This window comes from Streptomyces subrutilus, assembly GCF_001746425.1.
In the GTDB taxonomy this organism is placed as follows: Bacteria; Actinomycetota; Actinomycetes; order Streptomycetales; family Streptomycetaceae; genus Streptomyces; species Streptomyces subrutilus_A.
This window is the reverse complement of sequence record NZ_MEHK01000001.1, coordinates 1,647,640-1,672,253: the sequence shown is the minus strand read 5'-3', so window position 1 is coordinate 1,672,253 and position 24,614 is coordinate 1,647,640. Positions and strand designations below refer to the sequence as shown.

22 protein-coding genes and 6 tRNA genes are annotated in these 24,614 nt (G+C 74.2%); 18 read left to right on the top strand and 10 right to left on the bottom strand.

The window, feature by feature from the left end:
- Positions 1 to 591 precede the first annotated feature (591 nt).
- From BGK67_RS08535 to BGK67_RS08500, 8 genes are all read left to right on the top strand, one after another.
- Complete coding sequence (locus tag BGK67_RS08535) at positions 592 to 1,665, top strand: methionine ABC transporter ATP-binding protein (RefSeq protein WP_069919508.1); 1,074 nt, start codon at positions 592 to 594, stop codon at positions 1,663 to 1,665.
- Positions 1,662 to 2,330, top strand: coding sequence for a methionine ABC transporter permease (locus BGK67_RS08530; RefSeq protein ID WP_069919507.1), 669 nt, complete (start codon positions 1,662 to 1,664; stop codon positions 2,328 to 2,330). The genes BGK67_RS08535 and BGK67_RS08530 overlap by 4 nt, the downstream gene beginning before the upstream one ends.
- Positions 2,331 to 2,422: 92 nt before the next feature.
- Complete coding sequence (locus BGK67_RS08525) at positions 2,423 to 3,286, top strand: MetQ/NlpA family ABC transporter substrate-binding protein (protein ID WP_069919506.1); 864 nt, start codon at positions 2,423 to 2,425, stop codon at positions 3,284 to 3,286.
- Between the two features lie 171 nt (positions 3,287 to 3,457).
- On the top strand, positions 3,458 to 4,132 hold the full coding sequence (locus tag BGK67_RS08520) for a GNAT family N-acetyltransferase (protein ID WP_079154575.1): 675 nt from the start codon (positions 3,458 to 3,460) through the stop codon (positions 4,130 to 4,132).
- Between the two features lie 98 nt (positions 4,133 to 4,230).
- Entirely contained in the window at positions 4,231 to 5,442 is a 1,212-nt protein-coding gene (gene cbiE / locus BGK67_RS08515) for a precorrin-6y C5,15-methyltransferase (decarboxylating) subunit CbiE (protein ID WP_069919504.1), read from the top strand.
- A gap of 273 nt (positions 5,443 to 5,715) precedes the next feature.
- Positions 5,716 to 9,012 carry a nicotinate-nucleotide--dimethylbenzimidazole phosphoribosyltransferase gene (gene cobT / locus BGK67_RS08510; RefSeq protein WP_069919503.1) on the top strand — a complete coding sequence of 1,099 codons (3,297 nt, stop codon included), beginning with the start codon at positions 5,716 to 5,718 and terminating at the stop codon, positions 9,010 to 9,012.
- A 314-nt stretch (positions 9,013 to 9,326) separates the two neighbouring features.
- Complete coding sequence (gene cobA, locus BGK67_RS08505; RefSeq protein WP_069919502.1) at positions 9,327 to 10,556, top strand: uroporphyrinogen-III C-methyltransferase; 1,230 nt, start codon at positions 9,327 to 9,329, stop codon at positions 10,554 to 10,556.
- A 42-nt stretch (positions 10,557 to 10,598) separates the two neighbouring features.
- Entirely contained in the window at positions 10,599 to 11,417 is an 819-nt protein-coding gene (locus tag BGK67_RS08500; RefSeq protein WP_069919501.1) for a TrmH family RNA methyltransferase, read from the top strand.
- Positions 11,418 to 11,452: 35 nt separating this feature from the next.
- Here the strand turns inward: BGK67_RS08500 and BGK67_RS08495 are convergent, their stop codons facing one another.
- Entirely contained in the window at positions 11,453 to 12,631 is a 1,179-nt protein-coding gene (locus tag BGK67_RS08495; protein ID WP_079154574.1) for a serine/threonine-protein kinase, read from the bottom strand.
- Positions 12,632 to 13,181: 550 nt separating this feature from the next.
- Here BGK67_RS08495 and BGK67_RS08490 point away from each other — a divergent pair.
- The 4 genes from BGK67_RS08490 (at position 13,182) to BGK67_RS08475 (ending at position 15,187) form a co-directional block, all read left to right on the top strand.
- Entirely contained in the window at positions 13,182 to 13,367 is a 186-nt protein-coding gene (locus BGK67_RS08490; RefSeq protein WP_069919500.1) for a hypothetical protein, read from the top strand.
- Between the two features lie 184 nt (positions 13,368 to 13,551).
- Positions 13,552 to 13,872 carry a hypothetical protein gene (locus BGK67_RS08485; protein WP_069923713.1) on the top strand — a complete coding sequence of 107 codons (321 nt, stop codon included), beginning with the start codon at positions 13,552 to 13,554 and terminating at the stop codon, positions 13,870 to 13,872.
- 11 nt (positions 13,873 to 13,883) lie between these two features.
- Positions 13,884 to 14,813, top strand: coding sequence for a phosphotransferase family protein (locus BGK67_RS08480; protein WP_244291438.1), 930 nt, complete (start codon positions 13,884 to 13,886; stop codon positions 14,811 to 14,813).
- A gap of 65 nt (positions 14,814 to 14,878) precedes the next feature.
- Entirely contained in the window at positions 14,879 to 15,187 is a 309-nt protein-coding gene (locus BGK67_RS08475; protein ID WP_069919499.1) for a TFIIB-type zinc ribbon-containing protein, read from the top strand.
- 67 nt (positions 15,188 to 15,254) lie between these two features.
- Here the strand turns inward: BGK67_RS08475 and BGK67_RS08470 are convergent.
- The 5 genes from BGK67_RS08470 to BGK67_RS08450 form a co-directional block, all read right to left on the bottom strand.
- Positions 15,255 to 15,329, bottom strand: a tRNA-Val gene (locus tag BGK67_RS08470).
- A gap of 47 nt (positions 15,330 to 15,376) precedes the next feature.
- A tRNA-Val gene (locus BGK67_RS08465) sits at positions 15,377 to 15,448 on the bottom strand.
- A gap of 19 nt (positions 15,449 to 15,467) precedes the next feature.
- A tRNA-Val gene (locus BGK67_RS08460) sits at positions 15,468 to 15,539 on the bottom strand.
- 1 nt (position 15,540) lies between these two features.
- Positions 15,541 to 15,614: transfer RNA gene (locus BGK67_RS08455), tRNA-Cys, on the bottom strand.
- Between the two features lie 41 nt (positions 15,615 to 15,655).
- Positions 15,656 to 15,728: transfer RNA gene (locus BGK67_RS08450), tRNA-Gly, on the bottom strand.
- 180 nt (positions 15,729 to 15,908) lie between these two features.
- Here BGK67_RS08450 and BGK67_RS08445 point away from each other — a divergent pair.
- From BGK67_RS08445 to BGK67_RS08435, 3 genes are read left to right on the top strand one after another with little or no spacing between them, the layout of a single operon-like run.
- Positions 15,909 to 16,961, top strand: coding sequence for a chorismate-binding protein (locus BGK67_RS08445; protein ID WP_069919498.1), 1,053 nt, complete (start codon positions 15,909 to 15,911; stop codon positions 16,959 to 16,961).
- A 24-nt stretch (positions 16,962 to 16,985) separates the two neighbouring features.
- A complete protein-coding gene (locus BGK67_RS08440; RefSeq protein WP_069919497.1) occupies positions 16,986 to 17,807 on the top strand; it encodes an aminotransferase class IV in 822 nt (273 codons plus the stop codon).
- A 43-nt stretch (positions 17,808 to 17,850) separates the two neighbouring features.
- The gene (locus tag BGK67_RS08435) at positions 17,851 to 18,693 is read left to right on the top strand and encodes a GNAT family N-acetyltransferase (protein ID WP_069919496.1); all 843 of its coding nucleotides are present in this window, start codon (positions 17,851 to 17,853) and stop codon (positions 18,691 to 18,693) included.
- Between the two features lie 6 nt (positions 18,694 to 18,699).
- Here BGK67_RS08435 and BGK67_RS08430 read toward each other — a convergent pair whose 3' ends face one another.
- Positions 18,700 to 19,194 carry a DsbA family protein gene (locus BGK67_RS08430; RefSeq protein ID WP_069923711.1) on the bottom strand — a complete coding sequence of 165 codons (495 nt, stop codon included), beginning with the start codon at positions 19,192 to 19,194 and terminating at the stop codon, positions 18,700 to 18,702.
- 177 nt (positions 19,195 to 19,371) lie between these two features.
- Between BGK67_RS08430 and BGK67_RS08425 the strand changes: the two genes are divergently transcribed.
- Positions 19,372 to 19,821: a hypothetical protein gene (locus BGK67_RS08425; protein WP_069919495.1), complete on the top strand. Its 450-nt coding sequence runs from the start codon at positions 19,372 to 19,374 to the stop codon at positions 19,819 to 19,821.
- Between the two features lie 223 nt (positions 19,822 to 20,044).
- Here the strand turns inward: BGK67_RS08425 and BGK67_RS08420 are convergent, their stop codons facing one another.
- Positions 20,045 to 20,665: a CGNR zinc finger domain-containing protein gene (locus BGK67_RS08420; RefSeq protein WP_069919494.1), complete on the bottom strand. Its 621-nt coding sequence runs from the start codon at positions 20,663 to 20,665 to the stop codon at positions 20,045 to 20,047.
- Between the two features lie 247 nt (positions 20,666 to 20,912).
- Positions 20,913 to 21,326, bottom strand: a complete 414-nt coding sequence (locus tag BGK67_RS08415) for an SsgA family sporulation/cell division regulator (RefSeq protein WP_030011909.1) — start codon at positions 21,324 to 21,326, stop codon at positions 20,913 to 20,915.
- Positions 21,327 to 21,503: 177 nt separating this feature from the next.
- Here BGK67_RS08415 and BGK67_RS08410 point away from each other — a divergent pair, with 177 nt between their 5' ends.
- Positions 21,504 to 21,938, top strand: a complete 435-nt coding sequence (locus tag BGK67_RS08410; protein WP_069919493.1) for a TIGR02611 family protein — start codon at positions 21,504 to 21,506, stop codon at positions 21,936 to 21,938.
- Positions 21,939 to 21,995: 57 nt separating this feature from the next.
- Positions 21,996 to 22,067, top strand: a tRNA-Val gene (locus BGK67_RS08405).
- 105 nt (positions 22,068 to 22,172) lie between these two features.
- Here the strand turns inward: BGK67_RS08405 and BGK67_RS08400 are convergent.
- Entirely contained in the window at positions 22,173 to 24,494 is a 2,322-nt protein-coding gene (locus tag BGK67_RS08400; RefSeq protein ID WP_069923710.1) for an SCO7613 C-terminal domain-containing membrane protein, read from the bottom strand.
- Between the last annotated feature and the right edge of the window lie 120 nt (positions 24,495 to 24,614).

Here is a 24,614-nt window from a genome sequence, read left to right as displayed (position 1 = left end):
GAAAGACCCGATGCGCGCACCCCTGTGCGGGAGCTCTGCCGGACGCATGAACCTCCACGCCGAGAAGGCCCGGCTGCGCGCGGCCGGCATGCGGGCCGTGGCCTTGACCACAGGCCCACACCCCTGCCCAGCTCGACGCGCACGTGGTCGTACGGGACCTTTCGGCCGTGTCGGTGCAGGTCGGCGAGGGTGGTCTGACCTTCGGGACGGATGGCTGAAGGCGCCCGGTCTTGTCCGGTATGCGGCTGCTTTCCGTCCGCTATTCGGACATCGTTGATCGGTGAAGTGACATGTCTGGTTTACTGGGGCCCATGACCACGACGAGCAGCCGCACCCTTGCGACCGAGGCGACGATGACGCCCGGTGCTCGTTGTATGTGTCGAATGCGCGCCTTCTGAGGGCCCCTTCCGCACGCCTCGCGCCCCGAAGCGAGACCGGCCGAGCCCGTCCGTGCCTCCCCGGACCGCTCCTGCCCCGCGCACGCGCCGACGCCATCCGTTCGTGACGGTGAGACCGGTATCGCGCGTCCCCAGATGTTTGCCCCGTGCCCGGCACCCGCACAGCCGTGCACTCGACAGCGACGGAAATCCTGTGATCACCACATCGGGCCTCACGAAGGTCTACCAGTCCCGTGGCCGCGAGGTCACCGCCCTGGACGGCGTGGACCTCCACGTCCGCGAGGGCGAGGTATACGGAGTCATCGGCCAGAGCGGCGCCGGCAAGTCCTCCCTGATCCGCTGCGTGAACCTGCTCGAGCGCCCCACCACGGGCACCGTGAGCGTCGACGGCGTCGACCTCACCGCGCTCGCGGGCCGCGGCCGCCGCGCCGGCAAGGAACTGCGCGAGGCCCGCAGCCGCATCGGCATGGTCTTCCAGCACTTCAACCTGCTGTCCTCGCGCACGGTCCAGGGCAACGTCGAGCTGCCCCTGGAGATCCTCGGCGTCTCCGGCCGCGAGCGCTCCCGCAAGGCCCTGGAACTCCTCGACCTCGTCGGCCTCGCCGACAAGGCCAAGGCCTACCCCACCCAGCTCTCCGGCGGCCAGAAGCAGCGCGTCGGCATCGCCCGCGCCCTGGCCGGCGACCCCAAAGTGCTGCTGTCCGACGAGGCCACCAGCGCCCTGGACCCCGAGACCACCCGCTCCATCCTCCAGCTGCTGCGCGACCTCAACCAGCAGCTCGGCCTCACCGTGCTGCTGATCACGCACGAGATGGACGTGGTCAAGTCCGTCTGCGACTCGGCCGCCCTGATGAAGCGCGGCAGGATCGTGGAGTCCGGCACCGTCGCCGAGCTGCTCGCCACCCCCGGCTCCGAGCTGGCGGGCGAGCTCTTCCCCGTCACCGGCGCCGCCACCGGCCCCGACCGCACGGTCGTCGACGTCACCTTCCACGGCGAAGCCGCCGCCCAGCCGGTCATCTCGCAGCTCTCGCGCACGTACAACATCGACATCTCGATCCTCGGCGCCGCGATGGACACCGTCGCCGGACGCCAGATCGGCCGCATGCGCATCGAACTGCCCGGCCGCTTCGAGGACAACGTCGTACCCGTGGGCTTCCTGCGCGAACAGGGACTCCAGGTCGACGTCGTCGGCGAGGAGGACACCGGCGCCAAGGCCGACACGATCGACGACGAACTGGCCTCCCTGGTCAAGGATGGTGCGAAGTGACCTGGTCCGAGATGCAGCCCCTGCTCGGCCAGGGCACCTACGACACCCTCTACATGGTGCTGTGGTCCACCCTGGTGACCGTCCTGGGCGGACTGCCCATCGGCATCCTGCTGGTCCTCACCGACAAGGGCGGCCTCCTGCAGAACCGGCCGCTCAACAAGGTGCTCGGCGTGATCGTGAACATAGGCCGCTCGCTGCCGTTCATCATCCTGCTGATCTTCCTGATCCCGGTCACCACCGCGGTCGTGGGCACTTTCATCGGCCCCACCGCCATGATCGTCCCGCTCGCCATCGGCGCCATCCCCTTCTTCGCCCGGCTCGTCGAGACCGCCGTCCGCGAGGTGGACCACGGCCTGATCGAGGCCGTCGAGTCCATGGGCGGCGGCATCCCCACCCTCGTCGGCAAGGTGCTCCTGCCGCAGGCCCTGCCCTCCCTGGTCGCCGGTGTCACCACCACCGTGATCACCCTGGTCGGCTACTCGGCCATGGCCGGCGCCGTCGGCGGCGAAGGCCTCGGCTCCAAGGCCATCACCTACGGCTTCCAGCGCTTCGAGACCGGATTCATGGTCGCCACCGTCGTCGTGCTGATCGTCATCGTCACGGTGATCCAGCTGATCGGCGACGGCGTGGTCCGCCTCTTGGCCCGCCGCGGCCGGACAGCCTGAGCCAGCCCGGCTGACAAGACCTCCCCCTCGGAAAAGCCCGCACTTGTCGTGCTTGGGCCACCACCATGAAAAATGCAAGAAAGGCACTCTTCGTGCGTAAGAACATCAAGCTCACCGCCCTCGCCGCCACCGCGACCGCGCTCGCGCTGGGCCTCACCGCCTGCGGCAGCTCCTCGGACCCGTCCTCCACCAAGGCCGACGGCGGCAAGACCGACGAGAGCAAGCCGCTCGTCATCGCGGCCTCCCCGAGCCCGCACGCCGACATCCTGAACTTCGTCAAGGACAAGCTCGCGGCGAAGGAAGGCCTCAAGCTGGAGGTCAAGGAGTTCACGGACTACGTCCTGCCGAACACCGCCACCCAGCAGGGCCAGGTCGACGGCAACTACTTCCAGCACAAGCCGTACCTCGACGACTTCAACAAGAAGAACGGCACGACCATCGTGCCCGTCGCGAACGTGCACCTGGAGCCCCTCGGTCTCTACTCCAAGAAGGTCAAGACCCTCGCGGACATCAAGGCCGGCCAGACCATCGCCGTCCCCAACGACACCACCAACGAGGGCCGCGCGCTCCAGCTGCTCGCCGCGAACAACCTGATCACCCTCAAGGAAGGTGTCGGCACCGGCGCCAAGCTGTCCGACATCACCGACAAGAAGGGCCTGGAGTTCAAGGAGCTGGAGGCCGCCACGGTCCCGCGCGCCCTGAACGACGTGGACGCCGCCGTCATCAACGGCAACTACGCGATCGAGGCCGACCTGTCGCCCGCCAAGGACGCCCTGGCCCTGGAGAAGGCCGAGGACAACCCCTACGCCAACTTCCTCGCGGTCAAGGACGGCAACCAGGACGACCCGCGGATCCAGAAGCTCGCCAAGCTCCTGAACTCCGACGACGTCAAGAAGTTCATCGAGGAGAAGTACCGGGGCTCGGTCGTCCCGGCCTTCGCCGCCCCCGCCTCCTGAACCCCGGCCGTCAGGCATTTCGGCCCCGCACGCTCCCGTCGGCGCGCGGGGCCGAGCCCTGCCCGCTTCCGGGCAACCCCGGCCCTGCACTTCCACCGGCCGATGCTGCATGCTGTGGCCTACGACCCGCACAAACGGTCCCGCACCACGGTCTCAGGCATGGAGCTGCGCATGACTACCACCTTCCCGGACGTCACCATCAGCACGGACCGGCTGGTGCTGCGCCCCTTCGAGGAAGAGGACGTCACCGCGCTCACCGAGATGATGAACGACGAGGGCGTCACCGCCTGGACCTCGGTACCGCACCCCTACACGCGGGCCGACGCCCGCCGCTGGGCCACCCGCCTCTCGCACGCCGAGCGCACCGAGGGCCGCGGCATCGTCTTCGCCGTCACCGAGTTCCTCACCCAGCGCCTCGTCGGCATCGTCCACCTCCAGAACACCAACTGGCGCACCCGCGCCACGGAGGTCGGCTACCTCACCGCCCCCTGGGCCCGCGGCGAGGGCTACGCCAGCGAGTCCGTACTCGCGGTGACCCGCTGGCTCTTCCGCGACCAGGGCTTCGAACGCCTCGAACTGCGCACGCCCGCCGACAACACCGCCTCCCAGCAGGTGGCGCAGAAGATCGGCTGCATCAGCGAGGGAGTCCTGCGCAACGCCTGGATAGTGCGCACCCAGGCGGCCGACGGCAGCTGGACCGACACCCGCACCGACCTCATCGTCTGGAGCCTCGTCCCCGAGGACCTCGACGACGCGGACGGCTACGGCGACTACGACGGCTATGACGGATACGACGCCTACTCCGTCGACCGAGCCGACGGCGCGGACCGGGAACTGACCCGATGACCAGGTAGTCTCACCGTGCCCGACACCCTCGGCGAAGCTTCGCCCTCCGCCGGCCACCGCAGCGAGGTGGCCCCTCCCGCACCAGGAGACAGACGACGATGGCCGACCGGGTCACGGTGATCGGCTGGGACGGCTCGCCCCTGACCGCGGCAGCCCGGTCCGCGCTCTCCGCCGCGACCCTGGTGGCCGGCGCCGCCCACCACCTCGCGCTCCCCGAGGTCCCGCCCACCGCGGAGCGCATCCGCCTCGGCAGCCTCGGCCTCGCCGCCCGCCGCATCGCCGGCCACCGCGGCACCGCCGTCGTCTTCGCCGACGGCGACCCCGGCTTCTTCGGCGTCGTACGCACCCTGCGCGCCCCGGAGCACGGCCTGGAGGTCGAGGTCGTCCCGGCCGTCTCCTCCGTCGCAGCCGCCTTCGCCCGAGCCGGCATGCCCTGGGACGACGCCCAGGTCGTCGTCGCCCACCCCCGCACCCTGCGCCGCGCCGTCAACGTCATCCGGGCCCACGGCAAGGTCGCCGTCCTCACCTCGCCCGGGGCCGGCCCCGCCGAACTCGCCCTGCTCCTCGACGGGGTCCACCGCACCTTCGTCATCTGCGAGGAACTGGGCACCGACCGGGAACAGGTGAGCGTCCTCACTTCCGACAAGGCCGCCGACCACACCTGGCGCGACCCCAACGTCGTCATCGTCATCGGCGGCGGAGCCGGCCAGGCCCTGGACGCCGAGCCCGGCTGGCTGCTCGGCCAGAGCTCCGAGCGGGCCCGCCCCGGCGACCGCGGCTGGGCCCGCCCCCAGCCGGACACCGGGGAAGGGGAGTCGGCCCAGCTGCGGGCCGCCCAGCTCGCCCGGCTCGGCCCGCGCACCGGCGACCTGGTCTGGGACATCGGAGCCGGCTCCGGCGGCGTCGCCGTGGACGCCGCGGTACTCGGCGCCGCCGTCATCGCCGTCGACGCCGACCCGGAGGCCTGCGCACGGACAACTGCCGCCGCCCGACAGCGCGGAGTGCAGATCCAGGTCATCGCCGGACGCGCCCCCCACGTCCTGGAGAACCTCCCCGAGCCCGACGTCGTACGCGTGGGCGGCGGGGGAGCCGCGGTCGTCGCCGCCGTCGCCGACCGCCGCCCCGAACGGATCGTCAGCCACGCCTCCACCCGCGACGAGGCCGAGGCCATCGGCCGCTCCCTCACCGAACACGGGTACGCCGTCGAGTGCGCGCTGCTCCAGTCCGTGGGCCTGGACACCCGTACCTGGGCCGAACAGGAGCGCTCCGTCGTCTTCCTCCTGGCTGCCGAGCGCCCCAGGACCCGCTGAGCGCGGGGCCGGGGTAGGCTGGCCGATCGTCGTACTGCCCTGGACGATTCGGGCATCGCGGCACCGGACGACGCGCGACGTGGCGCAGTCCACAGCGGACCGTGGCGGTTATGGCCGCCGCGGTGGCGAACGGGCGCGACAATGCTTAGTGGTTGTCGCGCAGGCGCACGTGCGGCAAGGGCGCCGCAGGGCGGCCCCGCACGGAAGTCCGGCGGGGAGGCCTCGTGGCGACCGGGCGATCGAAGAGGCAGAACCGATGGGCGAGGGGTACGCATGACTGACACCGGCCAGGTCCCGGGCGAGGGTCACCCGGACAACGCGGGCATGGTGGATCAGCAGGGCATCCCCGCTCAGGTCCAGCTCCAGCCCCCGCTGCCCGCCGGCTACGCCTTCCAGGACCTCGTGGACGACCCGGCCGGGCCGGAGGACGAGGAACTGCTCCTGATGCCGAGCGGCCAGGGCGCGTGGAGCGACCCGCAGGTGGTCCCGCCGGCCCCCGCCTTCCCCGTCGAGCCCTCCCTCTACGGGGACGCGCCGTACGGCACCGAGCCGGCCTACCAGGAGGCTCCGGCCTACCACGAGCCGGCCGCGTACCCCGAGTTCCCGTCCTACGGCGCCGGCGCCCACGAGACCGGCGGCCGTGACTCCGGCGCCCTCGACCTCGGCGGGCTCGTCGTGCCTCCGCCCGCCGCGCCGGCCCAGGCCGCCCCCGCCGCCCCGGTCCGGCGTCCGCTGCACATGGGTCCGCCCGTGCCCGAGGCCACCGGCGGAGTCGTACGGTCCCTCGCGGACCGGGGTCCCGCCGCGGCGCCCGCGCCCGTGCGCCGGTCCGGCCCGCCGGCCACGGGTCCGGAGTACCTGGACCTCCCCGCGGCCCCCGCGCCGCAGCTGACCGACATCCCGCCGCAGGCCGGCGCCCCCTGGGCCCCGGAGCCGGCGCCGGTCGCCGTCCCGGCTCCCGAGGCCGCCGAACCCGAAGCCCAGCCGGAGGCCCAGCCCGAGCCCCAGCCGGTCGCCGTCCCTGAGCCGGAGCCGGTCGTGGCCGCCGCACAGGAGCCGGTCGCTGCCGTCGTGCCGGAGGCGGAGCCGGTTGTCGCCGTCGTGCAGGAGCCGGTCGCCCCCGCCGTGCCGGAGCCCGTCGTGGCGGCCGCGCCCGAGCCGGTCCTGGCCGCCGTACCCGAGCCGGTCGTGGCGGCCGCGCCCGAGCCGGTCCTGGCCGCCGTACCCGAGCCGGTCGTGGCGGCCGCGCCCGAGCCGGAGGCCGCGCCGGCGCCCGTCGCCGAACCGGAGCCCGCCCCGGCCCCCGTCCCGGTCGAGGCCGCCGCCCCGGAACCGCAGCCCGAGCCGGAGTTCGTCCCGGCGCCCGCCCCCGCGGAAGCGGTGGTTCCGGCGCCGGAGCACGCCCAGGCCCTCGCCGAGCCCTTCGCCGGGCCGACGCCCGCGGAGGCGGCCCAGCCCGAGCCGGCCCAGCCCGAGGCGGCCGCCGCCGAGCCGGCCGCCCTCGTCACGCCGGCCCCCGTGCCGGCCCAGCCCGAGGCGGCCGCCGCCGAGCCGGCCGCCCTCGTCACGCCGGCACCCGTGCCGGCCCAGCCCGAGGCGCCGGCCGCGGAGCCGCAGCCCGCGGCCGCGGAGCCCGTCCCGGCGGAGCCCGTCCCGGCCGCCCCGGCGGAGCCCCTCGCGGCGGCCCCGGCCGAGCCCGTCACGGTGGAGCCCCTCGCGGCGGAGCCGGTCCACGCACAGGCCCCGGCGGAAACCGAGCCGGTGGAGGCCGAGCCCCCGGCCGCCGAAGCCGAGACCGAAGCCCAGCCCGAGTTCCTGCCCGCCGAGCCCGCCGCAGGCGACCCGGCTCCCGCCTACGACGACGCCGAGCGCGAAGCCGTCCTGCGCGTCATGCGCGAGCGCCGCGACATCCGCAAGGGCTTCCGCACCGACCCGATCCCGCACGAGGTGCTGCTCCGCGTCCTGGAAGCGGCCCACACCGCGCCCAGCGTCGGCCACTCCCAGCCCTGGGACTTCGTCGTCATCCGCTCCGCCGAAACCCGCCGGACGATGCACGAGCTCGCCCAGCGCCAGCGCGAGGCCTACGCGAACTCCCTGCCCAAGGCCCGGGCGAAGCAGTTCAAGGAACTCAAGATCGAGGCCATCCTCGACACCCCGGTGAACATCGTCGTCACCGCCGACCCCACCCGCGGCGGCCGCCACACCCTCGGCCGGCACACCCAGCCGCAGATGGCCCCGTACTCCTCGGCCCTCGCCGTCGAGAACCTCTGGCTCGCCGCGCGCGCCGAAGGCCTCGGTGTCGGCTGGGTCAGCTTCTTCGACGAGCGCGAGATGGTCCGCGCGCTCGGCCTGCCGGAGCACCTGGAGGTCGTCGCCTACCTGTGCGTCGGGTACGTCGACGAGTTCCCCGAGGAGCCCGAGCTCGCGCAGGCGGGCTGGTCCCAGCGCCGCCCGCTGTCCTGGGTCGTCCACGAGGAGACGTACGGGCGCCGCGCGCTGCCCGGCGAAGAGCCGCACGACCTGCTCTCCGAGACCGTCGCCGGCATCCGCCCGCTCGACGCCAAGGCGCTCGGCGAGGCGTGGGAGCGGCAGAAGCGCATGACCAAGCCCGCCGGGGCCCTGGGCATGCTGGAGATCATCTCGGCCCAGCTCAGCGGCCTCTCCCGGGTCTGCCCGCCGCCGATCCCGGAGCCCGCGGCCGTCGCGATCTTCGCCGGTGACCACGGCGTGCACGCCCAGGGCGTCACTCCGTGGCCGCAGGAGGTCACCACCCAGATGGTGGCCAACTTCCTGGGCGGCGGCGCCGTCTGCAACGCCTTCGCCAACCAGGTCGGCGCCGAGGTCTGCGTGATCGACGTGGGTGTCGCGGGTGACCTGCCCGCCACCCCCGGCCTGCTCCCGCGCAAGGTCCGCCCGGGCACCGCCGACCTCTCCACCGGTCCGGCGATGACCCGCGAGGAGGCCGTCGCGGCCATCGAGGTCGGCATCGAGACCGCCCGCGACCTGGTCGCGGCGGGCAACAAGGCCCTGCTCACCGGCGAGATGGGCATCGCGAACACCACCGTGTCCGCCGCGCTGATCTCGGTCTTCACCGGGGTCGACCCGGCCGAGGTGACCGGCCGCGGCACGGGCATCAACGACGAGACCCACGCCCGCAAGGTCGAGGTCGTACGCCGCGCCCTGGACCTCCACCAGCCGGACCCGGCGGACCCGATCGGCGTCCTGGCGGCCGTCGGCGGCCTGGAGCACGCGGCGATCGTCGGCCTCCTCCTCGGCGGAGCTTCCCTGCGCACCCCGGTCATCCTGGACGGCGTGAGCGCGGGCGCGGCCGCCCTGGTGGCCCGGGCCATCGCCCCCGAGGCCCTGTCGGCGTGCATCGCGGGCCACCGCAGTGCGGAGCCGGGCCATGTCGCGGCCCTGAACAAGCTCGGCCTGCGCCCCCTGGTCGACCTGGACCTCCGCCTCGGGGAGGGCACGGGCGCCCTGCTGGCCCTCCCGCTGGTGCAGAGCGCGGCCCGCGCGATGCACGAGGTCGCCACGTTCGACTCGGCGGGCGTCACCGAGAAGTAGCCGCTGCGGCGCCGCCACCGGGGGCTCCGCCCCCGGACCCACGGCGGGGCTGGTCATCGCGCTCCGCGCGATCCAGCCTGCCGGCAGCACCGGTGCGCCCGGCTCAGCCAGAATTCAGCCCCGCCGGCGTTCGGGGCGCGGGCCTGGGGCGGGGCCCCAGGGTCCCCCCATGACCTCGCCCCTGCCGGGACCCCCGACCCCGCGGGTCGTATCGTGGACCCGGACACCGGAAACCGCACGTCAACCCAGCCGCTCCAGCGTCGCAGCGGCACGCTCGCAGAGAACCACCGCCGCCACTCAGGAGCCGCACCGCCATGGCTGAACACCCCGCGTACCCCGTCGGCCTGAGGCTCGCCGGCCGCCGTGTCGTCGTCATCGGCGGCGGACAGGTCGCCCAGCGCCGCCTGCCCGCGCTCATCGCGGCCGGCGCCGAGATCGTCCTCATCTCGCCCTCCGCCACCCCCTCCGTGGACGCCATGGCCGAGACCGGCGAGATCTGCTGGGAGCGCCGCCGCTACGAGGACGGGGACCTCGCCGCGGCCTGGTACGCACTCATCGCCACCCGGGACCGCGAGGCCAACGACCGGGCCTCAGCCGAAGCCGAGCGCGAGCGGATCTGGTGCGTCCGCGCCGACGACGCCGAGGCCGCCACCGCCTGGACCCCGGCCACCGGCCGGGTGGAGGGCGTCACCGTCGCCGTGCTCAGCGGCAACGACCCCCGCCGCTCCGCGGCCGTCCGTGACGCGGTCGTCGAAGGACTGCGCGACGGCTCCCTCACGGCGGCCCGCGCCCACACCCCCGGCGTCTCCCTCGTCGGCGGCGGCCCCGGCGACCCCGACCTCATCACCGTGCGCGGCCGCCGCCTCCTCGCCGAGGCCGATGTCGTCATCGCCGACCGGCTCGGCCCCCGCGACCTGCTCGACGAGCTCCCCCCGCACGTCGAGGTCATCGACGCCGCGAAGATCCCGTACGGCCGGTACATGGCCCAGGAGGCCATCAACAGCGCCCTGATCGAGCACGCCAAGGCCGGCAAGGCCGTGGTCCGCCTCAAGGGCGGGGACCCGTACGTCTTCGGCCGCGGCATGGAGGAGCTCCAGGCGCTCGCCGAGGCCGGCATCGCCTGCACCGTCGTCCCCGGCATCTCCAGCTCCATCTCGGTGCCCGGCGCCGCCGGCATCCCGGTCACCCACCGGGGCGTCGCCCACGAGTTCACCGTGGTCAGCGGCCACGTCGGCCCCGAGGACCCGCGCTCCCTCGTGGACTGGGCCTCCCTCGCCAAACTCACCGGCACCCTCGTCATCCTCATGGGCGTCGACAAGATCGGCTCGATCGCCGAGGCCCTCGTGCGCCACGGGAAGCCCGCCGGGACCCCCGTCGCCGTGATCCAGGAGGGCACCACCGCCACCCAGCGCCGGGTGGACGCCACCCTCGCGACCGTCGGGGAGACGGTCCGCGCCGAGGAGGTCCGCCCGCCCGCCGTCATCGTCATCGGCGAGGTCGTCACCGTCCTCGACCCCGGCGCCCGCCCCGGCACCAGCGCCTGACAGGCCGTTGGCACCGCACCCAGGACAAGGCAGTATCACCCTGTGGCTGATCTCATCACCGTCGAAGACCCCGACGACCCGCGCCTGCGCGACTACACGGGCCTGACCGACGTCGAACTCCGGCGCAGGCGCGAGCCCGCGGAAGGCCTCTTCATCGCCGAGGGCGAGAAGGTCATCAGACGGGCCAAGGACGCCGGGTACGAGATGCGCTCGATGCTGCTCTCCGCCAAGTGGGTCGACGTCATGCGCGATGTCATCGACGAACTCCCCGCCCCGGTCTACGCCGTCAGCCCGGAGCTCGCCGAACGCGTCACCGGCTACCACGTGCACCGCGGCGCCCTCGCCTCCATGCAGCGCAAGCCGCTGCCGACGGCCGAGGAGCTCCTCGCCACCACCCGCCGCGTCGTCATCATGGAAGCGGTCAACGACCACACCAACATCGGGGCCATCTTCCGCAGCGCCGCCGCCCTCGGCATGGACGCGGTGCTGCTGTCGCCCGACTGCGCGGACCCGCTCTACCGCCGCTCGGTGAAGGTCTCCATGGGCGCGGTGTTCTCCGTCCCCTACGCCCGCCTGGACGCGTGGCCCAAGGGCCTGGACTCGGTCCGCGAGGCCGGCTTCAAGCTGCTGGCCCTCACCCCGCACCAGAAGGCCTCGCCCATCGACGCGGCCGCCCCCCAGTCCCTGGACCGGGTCGCGCTGATGCTCGGCGCCGAAGGGGACGGCCTGTCCACGCAGGCGCTGGTCGCCGCCGACGAATGGGTGCGCATCCCCATGGCGCACGGCGTGGACTCGCTGAACGTGGGCGCCGCGGCCGCGGTGGCCTTCTACGCGGTGGCCCAGGGCCGCGCCGGCGCGTAGCGGCCGCGCCCCGGGCCCCGGCTCTGGGCCCCGGGTCAGAACTGCTGGGCGGCGGCGATGCCCAGCGCCACGATCAGCGTGACCACGACGAACACGATCAGCCGCTGCCGCATCAGCTTCGGGTCGGGCCGCGAGGGCCGCCGGCCCGTCCCCGTCGTCCGGGGGCCCGGGCGGCCGCCCGTACGCCCCCCCGTCGGCCGGGAGGACGGGCCGCCCGGAGTGCGCGGATTGCGGGAGGACGAGGGCCGCGAGGGAGGTCCGCCCTGGGGCCGGGGCGCGCTCGAGCCGCCGGTACGACGCTCCGTGCGCTGGTCGGCGTACTCCTCCGCGAGCCGGCCCGTCGGCCGCTCCACGCGGGCCCGCTGCACCGGCGGGCGCCCGTCGGACAGGCCCTGCGCCTCGCGGGCCGCGATCTCCTTGAGCCGCATCGACAGCTGGAGCGTGCTGGGCCGCTCCTCGGGATCCTTGGCCAGGCAGGCCCGTACGAGGGGCGCCAGCGCGTCCGGGACCCCGACGAGGTGCGGCTCCTCGTGCACCACCCGGTACAGCATGACCTCGGAACTGCCGTGCCCGAAGGGCGAGTCCGCCGTCGCCGCGTAGGCGAGGGTGGCGCCGAGGGCGAAGACGTCCGTGGCGGGGGTGACGGCGGCGCCGCGCACCTGTTCGGGCGCGAGGAAGCCGGGGGAGCCCACGGCCGTTCCCACGTGGGTCAGGGTGCTCGCCCCGGTGGCCCAGGCGATCCCGAAGTCGATGATCCGAGGGCCCTTGGGGGAGAGGAGGATGTTCGAGGGCTTGAGGTCGCGGTGGACGACCCCGGCCTCGTGCACGGCCACCAGGCCCTCGGAGAGCGCGGCACCGATGGCGGCGATCTGCGCGGCCGCCAGGGGTCCTTCCTCGGCCACCTTGTCGTGCAGGGAGGGCCCGGGGACGTACTGGGTCGCGAACCACGGCCGCTCGGCGTCCAGATCCGCCGCCACCAGGCGTGCGGTGCACCCGCCGCGGATGCGGCGGGCGGCGGACACCTCGCGGGCGAACCGGGAGCGGAACTCCTGGTCCTCGGCCAGATCCGGCCGGATGACCTTGAGCGCGACGCGCTGCCCCCGCCGGTCCGATCCCAGGTAGACCACGCCCATGCCGCCGGCGCCGAGCCGTCGGTGCAGTCTGAACGAGCCGACGACACGCGGGTCCTCGCGCCGGAGCCGCATCATCGCCATGTCCACCCCGCTGACCGGTCGTCCTGTTGACGTGGCACAGCTTACGGACCATCCGGCATGAGCGCTCAGAGGCCGCGCCCTCGCCGGGGGATTCGATCGTCAGTGCGCAGCAGCACACTTGAGGGACCCTCAAGGATTCGTGCCGGTCCGGGCACCGGGACGGACCGCTTGATCAATCCGGGCCCCGGGCAAGGGGGTTGGGCGATCATGGTCGTCCGGGCCCGGGTCGCGGGCGGCCGTACGGCGTGCACCGGCGGGCCGGTCGTGCCCGCGCCCCACCGGCGTACTCACATCAACAGGGAGTGACGGAAGTGAGCGAAGTCACCACCCTGCGCTGACCCCCTCCGGGAAGACCCCGACACCGGGGGAGCGGTCTCCACCCAGGGGAGTACACCGACCGCTGTCCGTCATCCTCATGGAGGCCCGGCAATGGGTACGAGGGCATGAGGCCGGGAAGCCCCCGCGCGCCTAGTGTTGAAGACAAGCGGCGGGTGGCGCACTCGTCCCCCGAGGTCACGAGCCCGCCGCTGTCAACGACAGGGAGAGGACCATGGCGGACACCGCACGGCAGGGACGCAAGGCATTCGCGTTCAACGGCCATGAGTCCGGCACGCGGCACCCGTTGGTGGCCGCCGCGATGGTGCTCCCCCTGGCCGCCCTCCTGCTCTTCCTCTTCGGAGGCTTCGACCAGGTGGCGGCACAGGCGTCGTCCGTGGGCGCGATGCTGGGGCGCTGAGCGGCGCCACAGACCGGGAGAGCGGCCCGGGAATCGGCCGGTCACACCCCGTGGGGACGGGGGCGTGACGACGGACGGCAGGTGAAGGGTGCTGCCCGTACGACTGGGGAGTCGGACGGGCAGCACCCTTTTTCGCGCCCGCCCGCGCCGCCGCCGTACCCTTCCCCCGGAAGAGGGAGGGCCGATGACCGGGAACGACGGCGGGTGGCGGCTCATGCGCCGGGGCGCACTGCTGGGCACCATCACCATCACGGAGGCCGATTTCCCGTGGCTCCGCGGCAGGTTCACGCCCGAGCCCGCCTTCGCCGAGGTCAGGCCCTGGTTCGAAGCGGTCCTGGCGCTCCTGGAGGCGGAGGTCCACGACGAGCGCTTCGACGCCGCGTACGAGCCCATCCCGCAGGCCCTGGCCCTGGTGTCGCCGAACGGGCCCGTCGCCGACTTCCTGCTGCACATCGACGGCGAGGAGGCCTGGTTCCGCTGGAGCGACGAACCGCCGGGCGCGTGAGCCGCCCCGCACTGCCCGCCGCCCTCGCGGCCTGGGCCTCGGACGGCCGCCGCCGGGAGTACGAGCTGCTCGCCGACCGGCACGACGGGACCGTGGTGCGCTGCGGGGCCGCCGTGGCCAAGGCGCACGCCGAGGACGCGGACCGGGACGCCCTCGCCGTACGGCTGGGGATCGCCGCCCACCCGGCCCTGGCCGGGGTGCTGCTGGCGCCCCTGCGCCCCGGGACCGGGTCCGTGCACGGCAGGCCCGCCTCCCTCTGGCCCTACGGCGCTCCCGTCGATCCGGAGCGCCCCGCGGACGCGCCCTGGGAGGAGGCCGGCCGGCTGCTGGCCTCCCTGCACCGGACACCGCCCGACGCGATCCCCGGCCCGGTCCCGCCGATGCGCGGGCCGGCCAAGCTCGCCCGCGCCCTGGGCCGTCTGGCGCGGGCGGAGCCCCTGGGGGCCGAGCCCGCCGCCGCGCGCGCCGTACGGGCCGCCGCCCGGACCCTGCCCGCCTGGGCGCGCGGCCGGGCGGAGCCCCCGCCCGGCGGGGCCCTGTGCCACGGGGACCTGCACCTGGGGCAGTTGGTGCGCCATCCCGCCCCGGCGGGCGCCTGGCTCCTCATCGACGTCGACGACCTCGGTCTCGGCGCCCCCGCCTGGGACCTGGCCCGCCCGGCCGCCTGGTACGCGGCCGGGCTGCTCGACGCCGCCACCTGGCTGCGCTTCCTCGACGCCTACCGGTCCGCGGGCGGACCGGCGGCCGGTGCGCCCGGCAGCGACCCCTGGCCGGAACTCGACCTCGCCGCCCGGGCGCTCACCGTGCAGACGGCGGCCCTGGCCGTGGCCAAGGCGGCGGAGGGCGGCCGCCGACTCGACGACGACGAACGGCTGATGGCGGACGCATGTGCCCGAATCGCCACCCTCCCGGCCGACTTCGACTCCGCGCCTCCGCCGTAGGGTGAGTCTCCCGCCATCGGGCATGCATCCGATGGCGACGTCCACGGCGAGGAGTTGATCCGGTCATGCAGTGTCCGAAGTGTCACGCGATGATGCACACCTACAACCGCAACGGTGTCCAGATCGAGCAGTGCAGCGGCTGCCGCGGCATCTTCCTCGACTACGGCGAGCTGGAGGCGCTGACCCGCCTGGAGTCCCAGTACACCGCCCAGCAGTACGGCCAGGCGCCTCCGCCCGCCGCACCCCCGGCCGCCTACCCGGCCCCGCACGCGGCCCCGGCCCCGGCCTGGGGCGCTCCGCACCACGGGGGACACGGGCACGGCCACCACGGCCACCGCAAGGGCGGCTTCGGCCGGATGCTCTTCTCCTCCTGAGAGGGCGTCCTCCCGCTGCGGGAGGAACGCGAAAGCCCCGGCCGTCGAGACGGCCGGGGCTTTCGGATGGTGCGCGATACTGGGATTGAACCAGTGACCTCTTCCGTGTCAGGGAAGCGCTCTCCCGCTGAGCTAATCGCGCGGGAACGGCAGAAGCCGCAGGTGAAACAGGTGGTGCGGGGTGCTGCGTGCGCGATACTGGGATTGAACCAGTGACCTCTTCCGTGTCAGGGAAGCGCTCTCCCGCTGAGCTAATCGCGCGGGGATCCTCGCGGATCAGTGGACGATACTGGGATTGAACCAGTGACCTCTTCCGTGTCAGGGAAGCGCTCTCCCGCTGAGCTAATCGTCCTTGGAGGTGGAGACGGGATTTGAACCCGTGTAGACGGCTTTGCAGGCCGTTGCCTCGCCTCTCGGCCACTCCACCATGGAGCTGCGGGGGTTCTCGGGAAGAAATCCCCCACTTCGAGCGGACGACGAGACTCGAACTCGCGACATCCACCTTGGCAAGGTGGTGCTCTACCAACTGAGCTACGTCCGCAGGTCACCGTGTTCGCTCCGGGGTTCTCCCCCTTCGCTCCCTGGCGACGTGTTGAACTCTAGCGGATTCCGGGGCCAGCTCAAAAACGCGTTTCCGCAGCGTGCTGCCGCTCGATCACCGGCGGTCACCCCGCCTTCACCTCACCGGCGCCGCCGCGTCAGCGGTCATAGACTCGCAGCCGTGCACGACCTGCCTCCCATGGCCCGCTTCGGCGGCCTCCTCGCGACCGACCTCCGGGACGTGACCAGCGATCCCGCCGCCCTGGACTCCTCCGGCTTCTGGGCGGTGACCGCCGACTTCGAAGGGCGGCTCGTCTGCGCGCGCTTCGGAGACATACGCCCCGACCCCGTCCCCGTGCCGCGACCCGGCGCCTGGCGGGGCCCCGAGGCCGACCAGTGGTCCAGCTCGCTCGACCGCGCCGCCTACGTCGCCGGCGTCCGCCGCATCCGCGAGCACATCGCCGCGGGCGAGGTGTACCAGGCCAATCTCTGCCGAGTGATGTCCGCGCCGCTCCCCGACCCGGCCGGCGCGGACGTGGACGACCTCACCGCGCTGCTCGCCCGCGGCAACCCCGCGCCGTACGCAGGAACGATTCGGCTCCGGGCCCACGGCGTCGAGATCGCCACCGCCTCCCCGGAGCTCTTCCTGCGCCGCACCGGCCGCCGCATCGAGTCCGGCCCGATCAAGGGCACCGGCCGCACCGTCGCCGACCTGCTCCCCAAGGACCACGCCGAGAACGTGATGATCGTGGACCTGGTGCGCAACGACCTGGGCCGGGTCTGTGCCACCGGCTCGGTCACCGTCCCCGAGCTGTGCGCCGTCGAGGAGCACCCGGGACTGGTCCACCTCGTCTCCACGGTCAGCGGCGAGCTCGCCGACGGCGCAGGCTGGCCCGAGCTGCTCGCCGCCGCCTTCCCGCCCGGCTCCGTCACCGGGGCGCCCAAGTCCTCCGCCCTGCGGATCATCGAGGCCCTGGAGACCGCCCCGCGCGGCCCGTACTGCGGCGGCATCGGCTGGGTCGACGCCGACCGGGGCACCGCGGAGCTCGCCGTCGGCATCCGCACCTTCTGGATCGACCGGGCGGCCCCCGGCGGCCCCCGTCTGCTGTTCGGCACCGGCGCGGGCATCACGTGGGGCTCCGACCCCGACCGGGAGTGGGCGGAGACGGAACTCAAGGCCGCCCGCCTCCTGCGGGTAGCGTCAGGGGCGTACCAGGCAGGACGAACGGGATGAACGGGCTTTGAGAGGAGCCGTACGGTGAGGATCTGGCTCGATGGAGCGCTGCGGGACGTGGACGACGCGAAGGTGTCGGTCTTCGACCACGGGCTGACCGTGGGCGACGGCGTGTTCGAGACGCTCAAGGCGGAGGGCGGGCGGGCCTTCGCGCTCACCCGCCACCTGGAGCGGCTGACCCGCTCGGCCCGCGGTCTCGGCCTCCCGGATCCCGACCTCGACGAGGTGCGCCGCGCGTGCGCGGCCGTGCTGGAAGCCAACCCGATGCCCTTCGGGCGGCTGCGCGTCACCTACACCGGCGGCCTCTCCCCGCTCGGCTCCGACCGCGGGGACGCGGCGCCCACCCTGGTCGCCGCCGTCGCGGAGTCCGTACGCCGCCCGGACACCACCGCAGTCCTGCGGGTGGACTGGGTGCGCAACGAGCGCTCCGCCGTGGCCGGCCTGAAGACCACCTCGTACGCCGAGAACGTCGTCGCCCTCGCCGCCGCCCACCGCGCCGGGGCCTCCGAGGCGCTCCTCGCCAACACCGTGGGACGGCTCTGCGAGGGCACCGGCTCCAACGTCTTCGTCGTGCTCGACGGAGAACTGCACACTCCGCCCCTGGCCTCGGGCTGCCTGGCGGGCATCACCCGCGCCCTGGTCGTCGAATGGGCCGGGGCCAAGGAGACCGACCTGCCCTTCGACGTGCTCGAACGGGCCGAGGAGGTCTTCCTGACCTCCTCGCTGCGCGACGTCCAGGCGGTCCTGCGCATCGACGGCCGGGAGCTCGCCGCCGCCCCCGGACCGGTCACCGCCGAGGCCATGCGGATCTTCGACGCGAAGGCCGGGACCGACCTCGATCCGTGAACCCGGTGTACGCGCGGCCGCCGGGCAGGTACAACACGAGGTGATGACCACCACCCTGCGGCCCGCGCAGCCGCTCCAGCAGCACAGTGACGGCACCCGTTCGCGGACGTACGCGGTCCGGGTCAACAGCCGGCACGTCGGCAGCCTCGAACTCGCCACCCGCTCCGCGGCACAGCCGCAGGTCGGGGTGATCCGGGGGCTGTGGATCGACGAACCGGACCGCGGGCGCGGGCGCGGCACGGTCGCCGCGCTCGCCGCCGAAGAGGTGCTGCGCTCCTGGCGCTGCACGAGCATCGCCGTGTCGGTGCCGGCCGACGCGCCCCGGGCGCTGCGGCTCGCGACGGCCCTCGGCTACCGGGAGACCGGCCGGGTCATGGCCAAGGACCTGCCCGCCGAGCCGCCCGCCCTCCCGGCGGACAGCACGGGCCGCCCGATGACGGAGGCCGAGTTCGACGCCTGGCTCGAGCCGGGCATCGTGGAGTACGCCGGGCGCCTCACCGCCCCGGGCATGACCGCCGAACAGGGCCTGGCCGCCTCGCGCGCCGAACACGCCCGGCTGCTGCCGGCCGGGCGGGACACCCCCGGCGCGACCTTCCTCGTCCTGGAGGGGCCGGGCGGCGGCGGCCTGGGCGCCCTGTGGGTGGGGGAGCGCGACCTCCCCGGCCTCGGCCCCGTCCCGTACGTCTACGACGTCGAGGTCGCCGCCGAGCACCGCGGGCGGGGGCACGGCCGCACCCTCATGCTGCTGGCCGAGCACACGGCGCTGGCCGCCGGCTCCCGCACGCTGGGCCTGCACGTCGTCGAGGGCAACGTCCCGGCCCGGCGGCTCTACGCATCGCTCGGCTACCGGGACATCGCCGTCAACGCCGTCAAGGCGCTCGTCTGACGGAGGTCAGGAGGCGAGCAGCCGGTCCGCGATCTCCTCGATGCGGGCGCGCAGGCCGTCCTGGCTCTTGCCGCCGTCCAGGCGCTCGCCGCCGATCACGTACGTCGGGGTGCCGGTGACGCCGATCGCCTTGCCCTCGGCCTGGTCGGCGTCGACGATCAGGATGTGCCGCCCGTCGATCAGGGCGGTGTCGAACTCCTCGACGTCCAGGCCGAGTCCGCGTGCCACGTCCAGCAGGACCGGCTCTCCGCGCTCACCCAGCTCTGCGGTGCGCGCCAGCACGGCCTCCGCGTACGGCCAGCCCTGCCCCTGTTCCACGGCCTCCTCGGCGGCCTGCGCCGCGGCGAAGGCGTGCTTGTGCTTCTCCAGCGGGAAGTGGCGCAGCCGGATGTCCAGCCGGTCGCCGTAGCGGGCCCGCAGGGCGCGCACGTCGTCCAGTGCGCTGTGGCAGTCCGAACACTGGAGTTCGCACCAGACGTCGAGGATCACGGAATCGGTCATGTGCACAGTCTCCCAGCCCCCGCACACCCCGTTCGACCCGGCGATCCACTCCCTGGGGAGGAGGCCCGACCCGGAGATGTCCCCGAGATCCGCCCGGAGCGGGCCGCGCACCTGGCCCGTACCGCCGGGGGCGATGCAGGATGGAGGGGGACAGACCGCCCACACCTGGAGGACCGCATGCTCGCCGAGACCATTTGTTCAGCGGTGTCCGCGGCGGGCCTGGGCATCGCCGCGGTGACCGCCTACCGCAGGCGCTTCCTGACCGCCACGCGGATCGCGGCGTACGCGCTGGTGCCGGTCGGCCTCGTGTTGACGGGGGTCGTGGAGTGGGTGTCCGGAATGGTCTTCAAGCCGACCGTCTGGGCCGGCTTCGGGCTGCTGGGGCTGGCCTGGCTGCTCTTCATGGCCACCCGCGCGGTCGAGCGCCGCAGGCTGGGCGCCGCCGGGAAGCCGGCCCGGGCCGCCAGGGGGAGCAGGGCCCCGGAGGCTGTTGCTCCGGCCGCCTCCGCGCCCTCGTTCGGCTCCGGTGCCCGTCCGCAGCCCGCCGCGGGCAAGAACCCGCAGGCCGCCGCCCCGGCGGACGACTTCTCCGACATCGAGGCCATCCTCAAGAAGCACGGGATCTGACCCGGACCGGCCCGAGAGCGCCGCGGTCCACGAGATCGGGCGAACTCCCGCGCCGAAAATGGCGTGTTGGAGGACGGATGGCATGGTACTGCGCCATCATCGCCCCGACATGCTCGAAACATCCCAGAGTGAGCCCTCGGTGCCCGCACCGGCACCCGCCCCTGTCGCCGAGGAGCCGCGAGGCTGCCTCTTCGCCCTCTCCCAGCCGCCCCTGATGATCTTTCTAGGCGTGATCGGCGTCCTGTTGCTGCTGGCCGCCGTGCACGACCTCTTCCTGCTCTGAGTGCCCCGCGTCGGCTTCCTTGCGCCGGGCCCGGTACGCGGCCACGTGCAGCCGGTTCCCGCAGGTCCGGCTGTCGCAGTAGCGCCGCGAGCGGTTCCGGGACAGGTCCACGAAGGCACGCCGGCAGTCCGGGGCCTCGCAGCGGCGCAGCCGTTCCTCTTCCCCGGAGACCACGATGAAGGCCAGCGCCATGCCGCCGTCGGCCGCGAGGTGGTCGCCCACCGAGGCGCCCGGCGCGAAGTAGTGCACGTGCCAGTCGTAGCCGTCGTGGTCCGTGAGCTGGGGGGTGGTGCCGGCCGTCGCGACGAGCTCGTTGATCAGCACGGACGCCGCACGGGCGTTCGGGGCCGCGAAGACCTGGGCGAACTTGGCGCGAACCGTGCGGACCCCGGCCAGGTCGCGGGCGCCGAGCTCGCCGACGTCGCTGATCGAGTACTCCTGGACGAAGCCGCGCAGCGCGCTGACGTCCGAGAGCCCGTCGGGCTGGTCCGCCTCGGCCGCGGTGTTCACCAGCGCGACGACGACGTCGAGCGCGCGACGGGTGTCGTGGGGGATCTGCACGGGGTCTCCCTCAAGGGCCGGGCCTGCGGCGACGGGCTGCTGCCGCCGCTGGGGGCCGACTCTAGCGGGTACTCGTCCGAGGGATGTCTTGCCGATCGGGCCGGGCTCGCCCTCGGCGTCCCCGCACGCACACCGGCGCCGGCCGCGCGGGTGGCTCCCGCGTGGACAGCGCCGGTCTCGCGTATGCGGTTGTCCCGCGCACACCGTCGCCCCGAGTCGGACGGTGTCGCGCGGCGGTGGGCCTGGCTCAGCTTTCGGCCAGGATGTGGGAGAGCTCCTTGTCGAGGTCGAAGTGCCGGTGCTCGGTCCCGGGCGGGACCGCGGCGTCCGTCCGCTTGAGGAACGACTCGAGTGCTCGCGCGGGTGCTTCGAGCAGCGCTTCTCCCTCCGGTGAGCTCAGGGCGATGCAGACGACGCCCTGACCGTGGCTGCGGGACGGCCATACGCGGACGTCGCCGGTACCGGTGGGCCGGTGCAGGCCCTCCGCGAGGAGGTCGCGGGCGAATACCCATTCGACCGTCTCCTCGGCGCCGGTGTGGAAGGTGGCGTGCACGGCGTAGGGGTCGGCCGTGTCATACCGCAGGCCCGCGGGAACAGGCAGTGAGGACTCGCTCGACACAACGAGGCGCAGGTGCAGCTCGCAGCTGACCGTGGTGTTCATAAGCGCCAGGGCCTTTCGCTCAGTGTGCGCTCGGGGATTCGCACGTCGGCGAAATCGACATGCCACCTACGGTGCCGTTGTAAACCCCTCTGACCGTTTTGCGGACCTCTGGGTCCCTCGTACGGCGGATCCAAACCACCGTTCGCGTGTGCTTCCGGCTCGGGTAGATTCGACCTCATGAATACGGGGAGTGACCGCGAGGCCGACGAGTCCGCGAGCAGTGAGCCGGCCGCCGAAGAGGTGCACGTCTCGAAGGCGCCCGCCTTCATCAAGGCCCGCCGGAGCCTGCACCTGAGCTGGCAGGTCGGCGTCTTCATCGTCGGCCTGGCCGTCATCGGGGCGGGCGTGGCCATGCTCGTCCTGCCCGGCCCCGGCTGGGTCGCGATCTTCGCGGGCCTGGCGATCTGGGCCACCGAGTTCGCCTGGGCGCACCTGGTGCTGCGCTGGACCAAGCGCAAGGTGACCGAGGCCGCCCAGAAGGCGCTCGACCCGAAGGTCCGCCGCCGCAATCTCATCCTGACCAGCGCGGGCCTCGCCATCGCGGCCGCGCTGATCGGCTTCTACCTGTGGAAGTACGGGCTCGTGCTGCCCTGGAACCTCAAGGACCAGTGAGCGGGCGGCGGTGGTCAGGGAGCACCGCTGACATGCGGTAATGTTTGCGGTGCGTCCGGGCGATTAGCTCAGTGGGAGAGCACTTCGTTCACACCGAAGGGGTCACTGGTTCGAACCCAGTATCGCCCACCCGGACCAGAGGCCCGGAGGCTTCACCGTCTCCGGGCCTCCGGCGTTTCCGCGGTTCCGGCCGGGACCACCGGTCACCCGAGTGGTCCCGGCCGGGACCACCGGTCACCCGAGTCGCCCGATCGCGTCCCTCAGGCGGCGGGCGTCGCGCAGCCGCTTCTCGTACGTCGCCCCCACCGCCAGCAGCAGCAGGCCCGCCAGGGCCGGCGCCACCCAGCGCGGCAGGGCGCCCGCGAGCTGCACCACGTACGGGGCCAGCTCGTGCAGCGCCACCGCCGCCAGCACCCCGCCGCCCAGCAGGAGCGGGGCCTGGAGCCGCCGCTGGGCGCCCACCAGGGTCACCGCGAGGGCGGCCAGCCCCAGCAGCAGCGGGCGCAGCCAGCTCGCGGTCCCGGCCTGGGGGCCGGCCAGCACGGCCAGCAGGCTCGGCAGCAGGGTCGCGGCCAGCCCCGGCCCGTACGCCGTCCACGAGGACGCCGCCATGTCGCTGCGGCGGCGCAGGAAGCCCAACACGAGCGCGGGCACCGTCACCGGCAGGGTGTACGCCTCCGGGGCCGTGACCCCGGCCTCCGCCAGCCGGACCCAGCTCGCGGCCGCCAGCAGGGCGCCCGCCGCCCAGCCCAGCCGCCGCCGGTCCGCGCGCACCGCGGCGCCCGAGCAGATCACCCCCGCCAGGGCGAGGACCAGCGCCAGGGTCCCGGCACGGCCCGCCGACAGGGCGACCGCGAGGACGCCTGCCGCGCCCGCGGCGATCTCGGCCGGCACCCGCACGGCGCCGAGCCGCGGCCCGAACGCCGCCACCGCCGCCGGGACGGCGAGCACCGGGAGGGCCCACCAGGCCACCGCAAGCTCCGCCACGGCGGCCGCCGCCACCAGCAGCCCCGTCGCGTACCCGACGGCGCACACCGCCGCCCCGGCCCGCACCGGCCGCCCGGCGGGCCCGTACGCCGCCCCAGCCGCGCAGCCCGCGCCCAGCAGCCCCCACACCGCCAAGGTGGCCGCCCGGCCGTCAAGCGCCCCCAGAGACACGTTCACGGCCCCGAGCAGCGCGCACCCGGCGGCCGTGATCCCGGCCAGGCGCTCCGGGGAGCGCAGGGCGAGCACGCCCGCGGCCCCCGTCACCGCCGTCTGCACGGCGAACACCGCCGCCACCGGCAGGCCGAGCAGCTCCGGAGCCGCGAACAGCCCCGCCCAGGCCAGCACCACGGCCACGGCCGCCGGCTCAGGCCGCGCCGACACCCGGGACAGCCACCCGGCCGCCCCCGCCGCGGCCAGCAGCGTCACCGGCACCGCCGCACCCGGCCACATCGGGTCCCGGGCCGGCTCCGTCACCGCCCACACCTCGCCCAGCACCCCGACCCGGGCCGCGAGCGCCGAAGCCGCCGCCGACGCGGCCGCCAGCGCGGCCAGGCCGGCCGCCACCGCACCGGCCCGGCCCAGCCCGCGCCGTACGGGCGCCGGGAGCGCGCGGGCCCGTACGGCCGCCAGCAGCGGGAGCGCCGCCAGCAGGTGCGCCGCCACCGCCCACGCCGCATCCAGCCCGGGACGCGCCACCCCGCCCAGCGCGACCACCGCCGCCAGACCGCCCGCCAGCGCGGCGGGCCAGGCACGCGGCTCCCGCCACGCCGCCGCCGTACCCAGCGCCGCACCCGCCAGCAGCAGCCCAGCCGGGGCCAGCGCGTCGCCGGCCGAGGCGGCCGACCAGGACCCGGCCACGCCGATCAGCAGCGCACCCGCCCCCAGCACCGCCGCCGGGACGGCCGCCGCCCGAGCCCGCAGCGCGAGCGCCGCGTCCAGCGCCGCCGTCGCCAGCAGCGCCCAGCCGAACTCGGGCGGTCCCGCCTGCGCGGCCAGCGCGGCCAGCGGCAGCGGGAACTGCGCCGCCAGCACCGCCGCGGGCAGCGGGATCCGCAGGCCCCGCAGGGCCAGGCCGTAGCCGGCCCACACCGCGGCCAGCACCGCCGCCGCCCCGGCCGCGTACGCCGTGCCGTCCGTGCCCGGCAGGCCGACCGCGTACAGCGCGTACGCGTCCAGCACCGTCAGCAGCAGGCCCACCGCCGCCACCGACTCCGCCGTCGAGGCCAGCCCGCGGCGCAGCAGCACCGCGGGCGCCGCCAGCGCGGCCGCCGTCACCGCGGCCAGCACCGCCGAGCGCCCGGCGATCCCGAGGGACCCCCAGCTGAGCAGCGTGAAGGCCAGCGCGGCCACGGCCAGGAGCACCGCGCCCAGGGTGAGCAGGACGTTCTGGGCGCTCGGCGCCGAGGCCTCCTTGGGGCGCACGGGCGCCGCCGGGGCCCAGACCGGTGGGACCGGCAGCCGCAGCAGCCAGTCCCGGCGGCCCAGCAAGTACAGGCGCCGGGCATCGAGTTGAGCCAGCTCACGGTCGATGAGCGCCAGCTCTTCGGCCGGCGGCAGAGGGGTGTTCATGGTTCGCAGTGTGGCGCCCGTCACGCGGCCGGGACATGGGCGCGCGTACTCAGATCCGCCCTGAGTACGCACGGCCGGGCGGGAGGACCGGTGCAAGACCCGGCGCAAACGGGCGTACTG

Coding starts and splice junctions, on each gene's coding strand:
- cobA (WP_069919502.1), top strand. CDS start 9,327: ATGGCTGAACACCCCGCGTACCCCGTCGGCCTGAGGCTCGCCGGCCGC.
- BGK67_RS08490 (WP_069919500.1), top strand. CDS start 13,182: ATGGCGGACACCGCACGGCAGGGACGCAAGGCATTCGCGTTCAACGGC.
- BGK67_RS08400 (WP_069923710.1), bottom strand. CDS start 24,494: ATGAACACCCCTCTGCCGCCGGCCGAAGAGCTGGCGCTCATCGACCGT.
- BGK67_RS08410 (WP_069919493.1), top strand. CDS start 21,504: ATGAATACGGGGAGTGACCGCGAGGCCGACGAGTCCGCGAGCAGTGAG.
- cobT (WP_069919503.1), top strand. CDS start 5,716: ATGACTGACACCGGCCAGGTCCCGGGCGAGGGTCACCCGGACAACGCG.
- BGK67_RS08415 (WP_030011909.1), bottom strand. CDS start 21,326: ATGAACACCACGGTCAGCTGCGAGCTGCACCTGCGCCTCGTTGTGTCG.
- cbiE (WP_069919504.1), top strand. CDS start 4,231: ATGGCCGACCGGGTCACGGTGATCGGCTGGGACGGCTCGCCCCTGACC.
- BGK67_RS08495 (WP_079154574.1), bottom strand. CDS start 12,631: ATGGCGATGATGCGGCTCCGGCGCGAGGACCCGCGTGTCGTCGGCTCG.
- BGK67_RS08485 (WP_069923713.1), top strand. CDS start 13,552: ATGACCGGGAACGACGGCGGGTGGCGGCTCATGCGCCGGGGCGCACTG.
- BGK67_RS08475 (WP_069919499.1), top strand. CDS start 14,879: ATGCAGTGTCCGAAGTGTCACGCGATGATGCACACCTACAACCGCAAC.
- BGK67_RS08520 (WP_079154575.1), top strand. CDS start 3,458: ATGACTACCACCTTCCCGGACGTCACCATCAGCACGGACCGGCTGGTG.
- BGK67_RS08425 (WP_069919495.1), top strand. CDS start 19,372: ATGCTCGCCGAGACCATTTGTTCAGCGGTGTCCGCGGCGGGCCTGGGC.
- BGK67_RS08435 (WP_069919496.1), top strand. CDS start 17,851: ATGACCACCACCCTGCGGCCCGCGCAGCCGCTCCAGCAGCACAGTGAC.
- BGK67_RS08430 (WP_069923711.1), bottom strand. CDS start 19,194: ATGACCGATTCCGTGATCCTCGACGTCTGGTGCGAACTCCAGTGTTCG.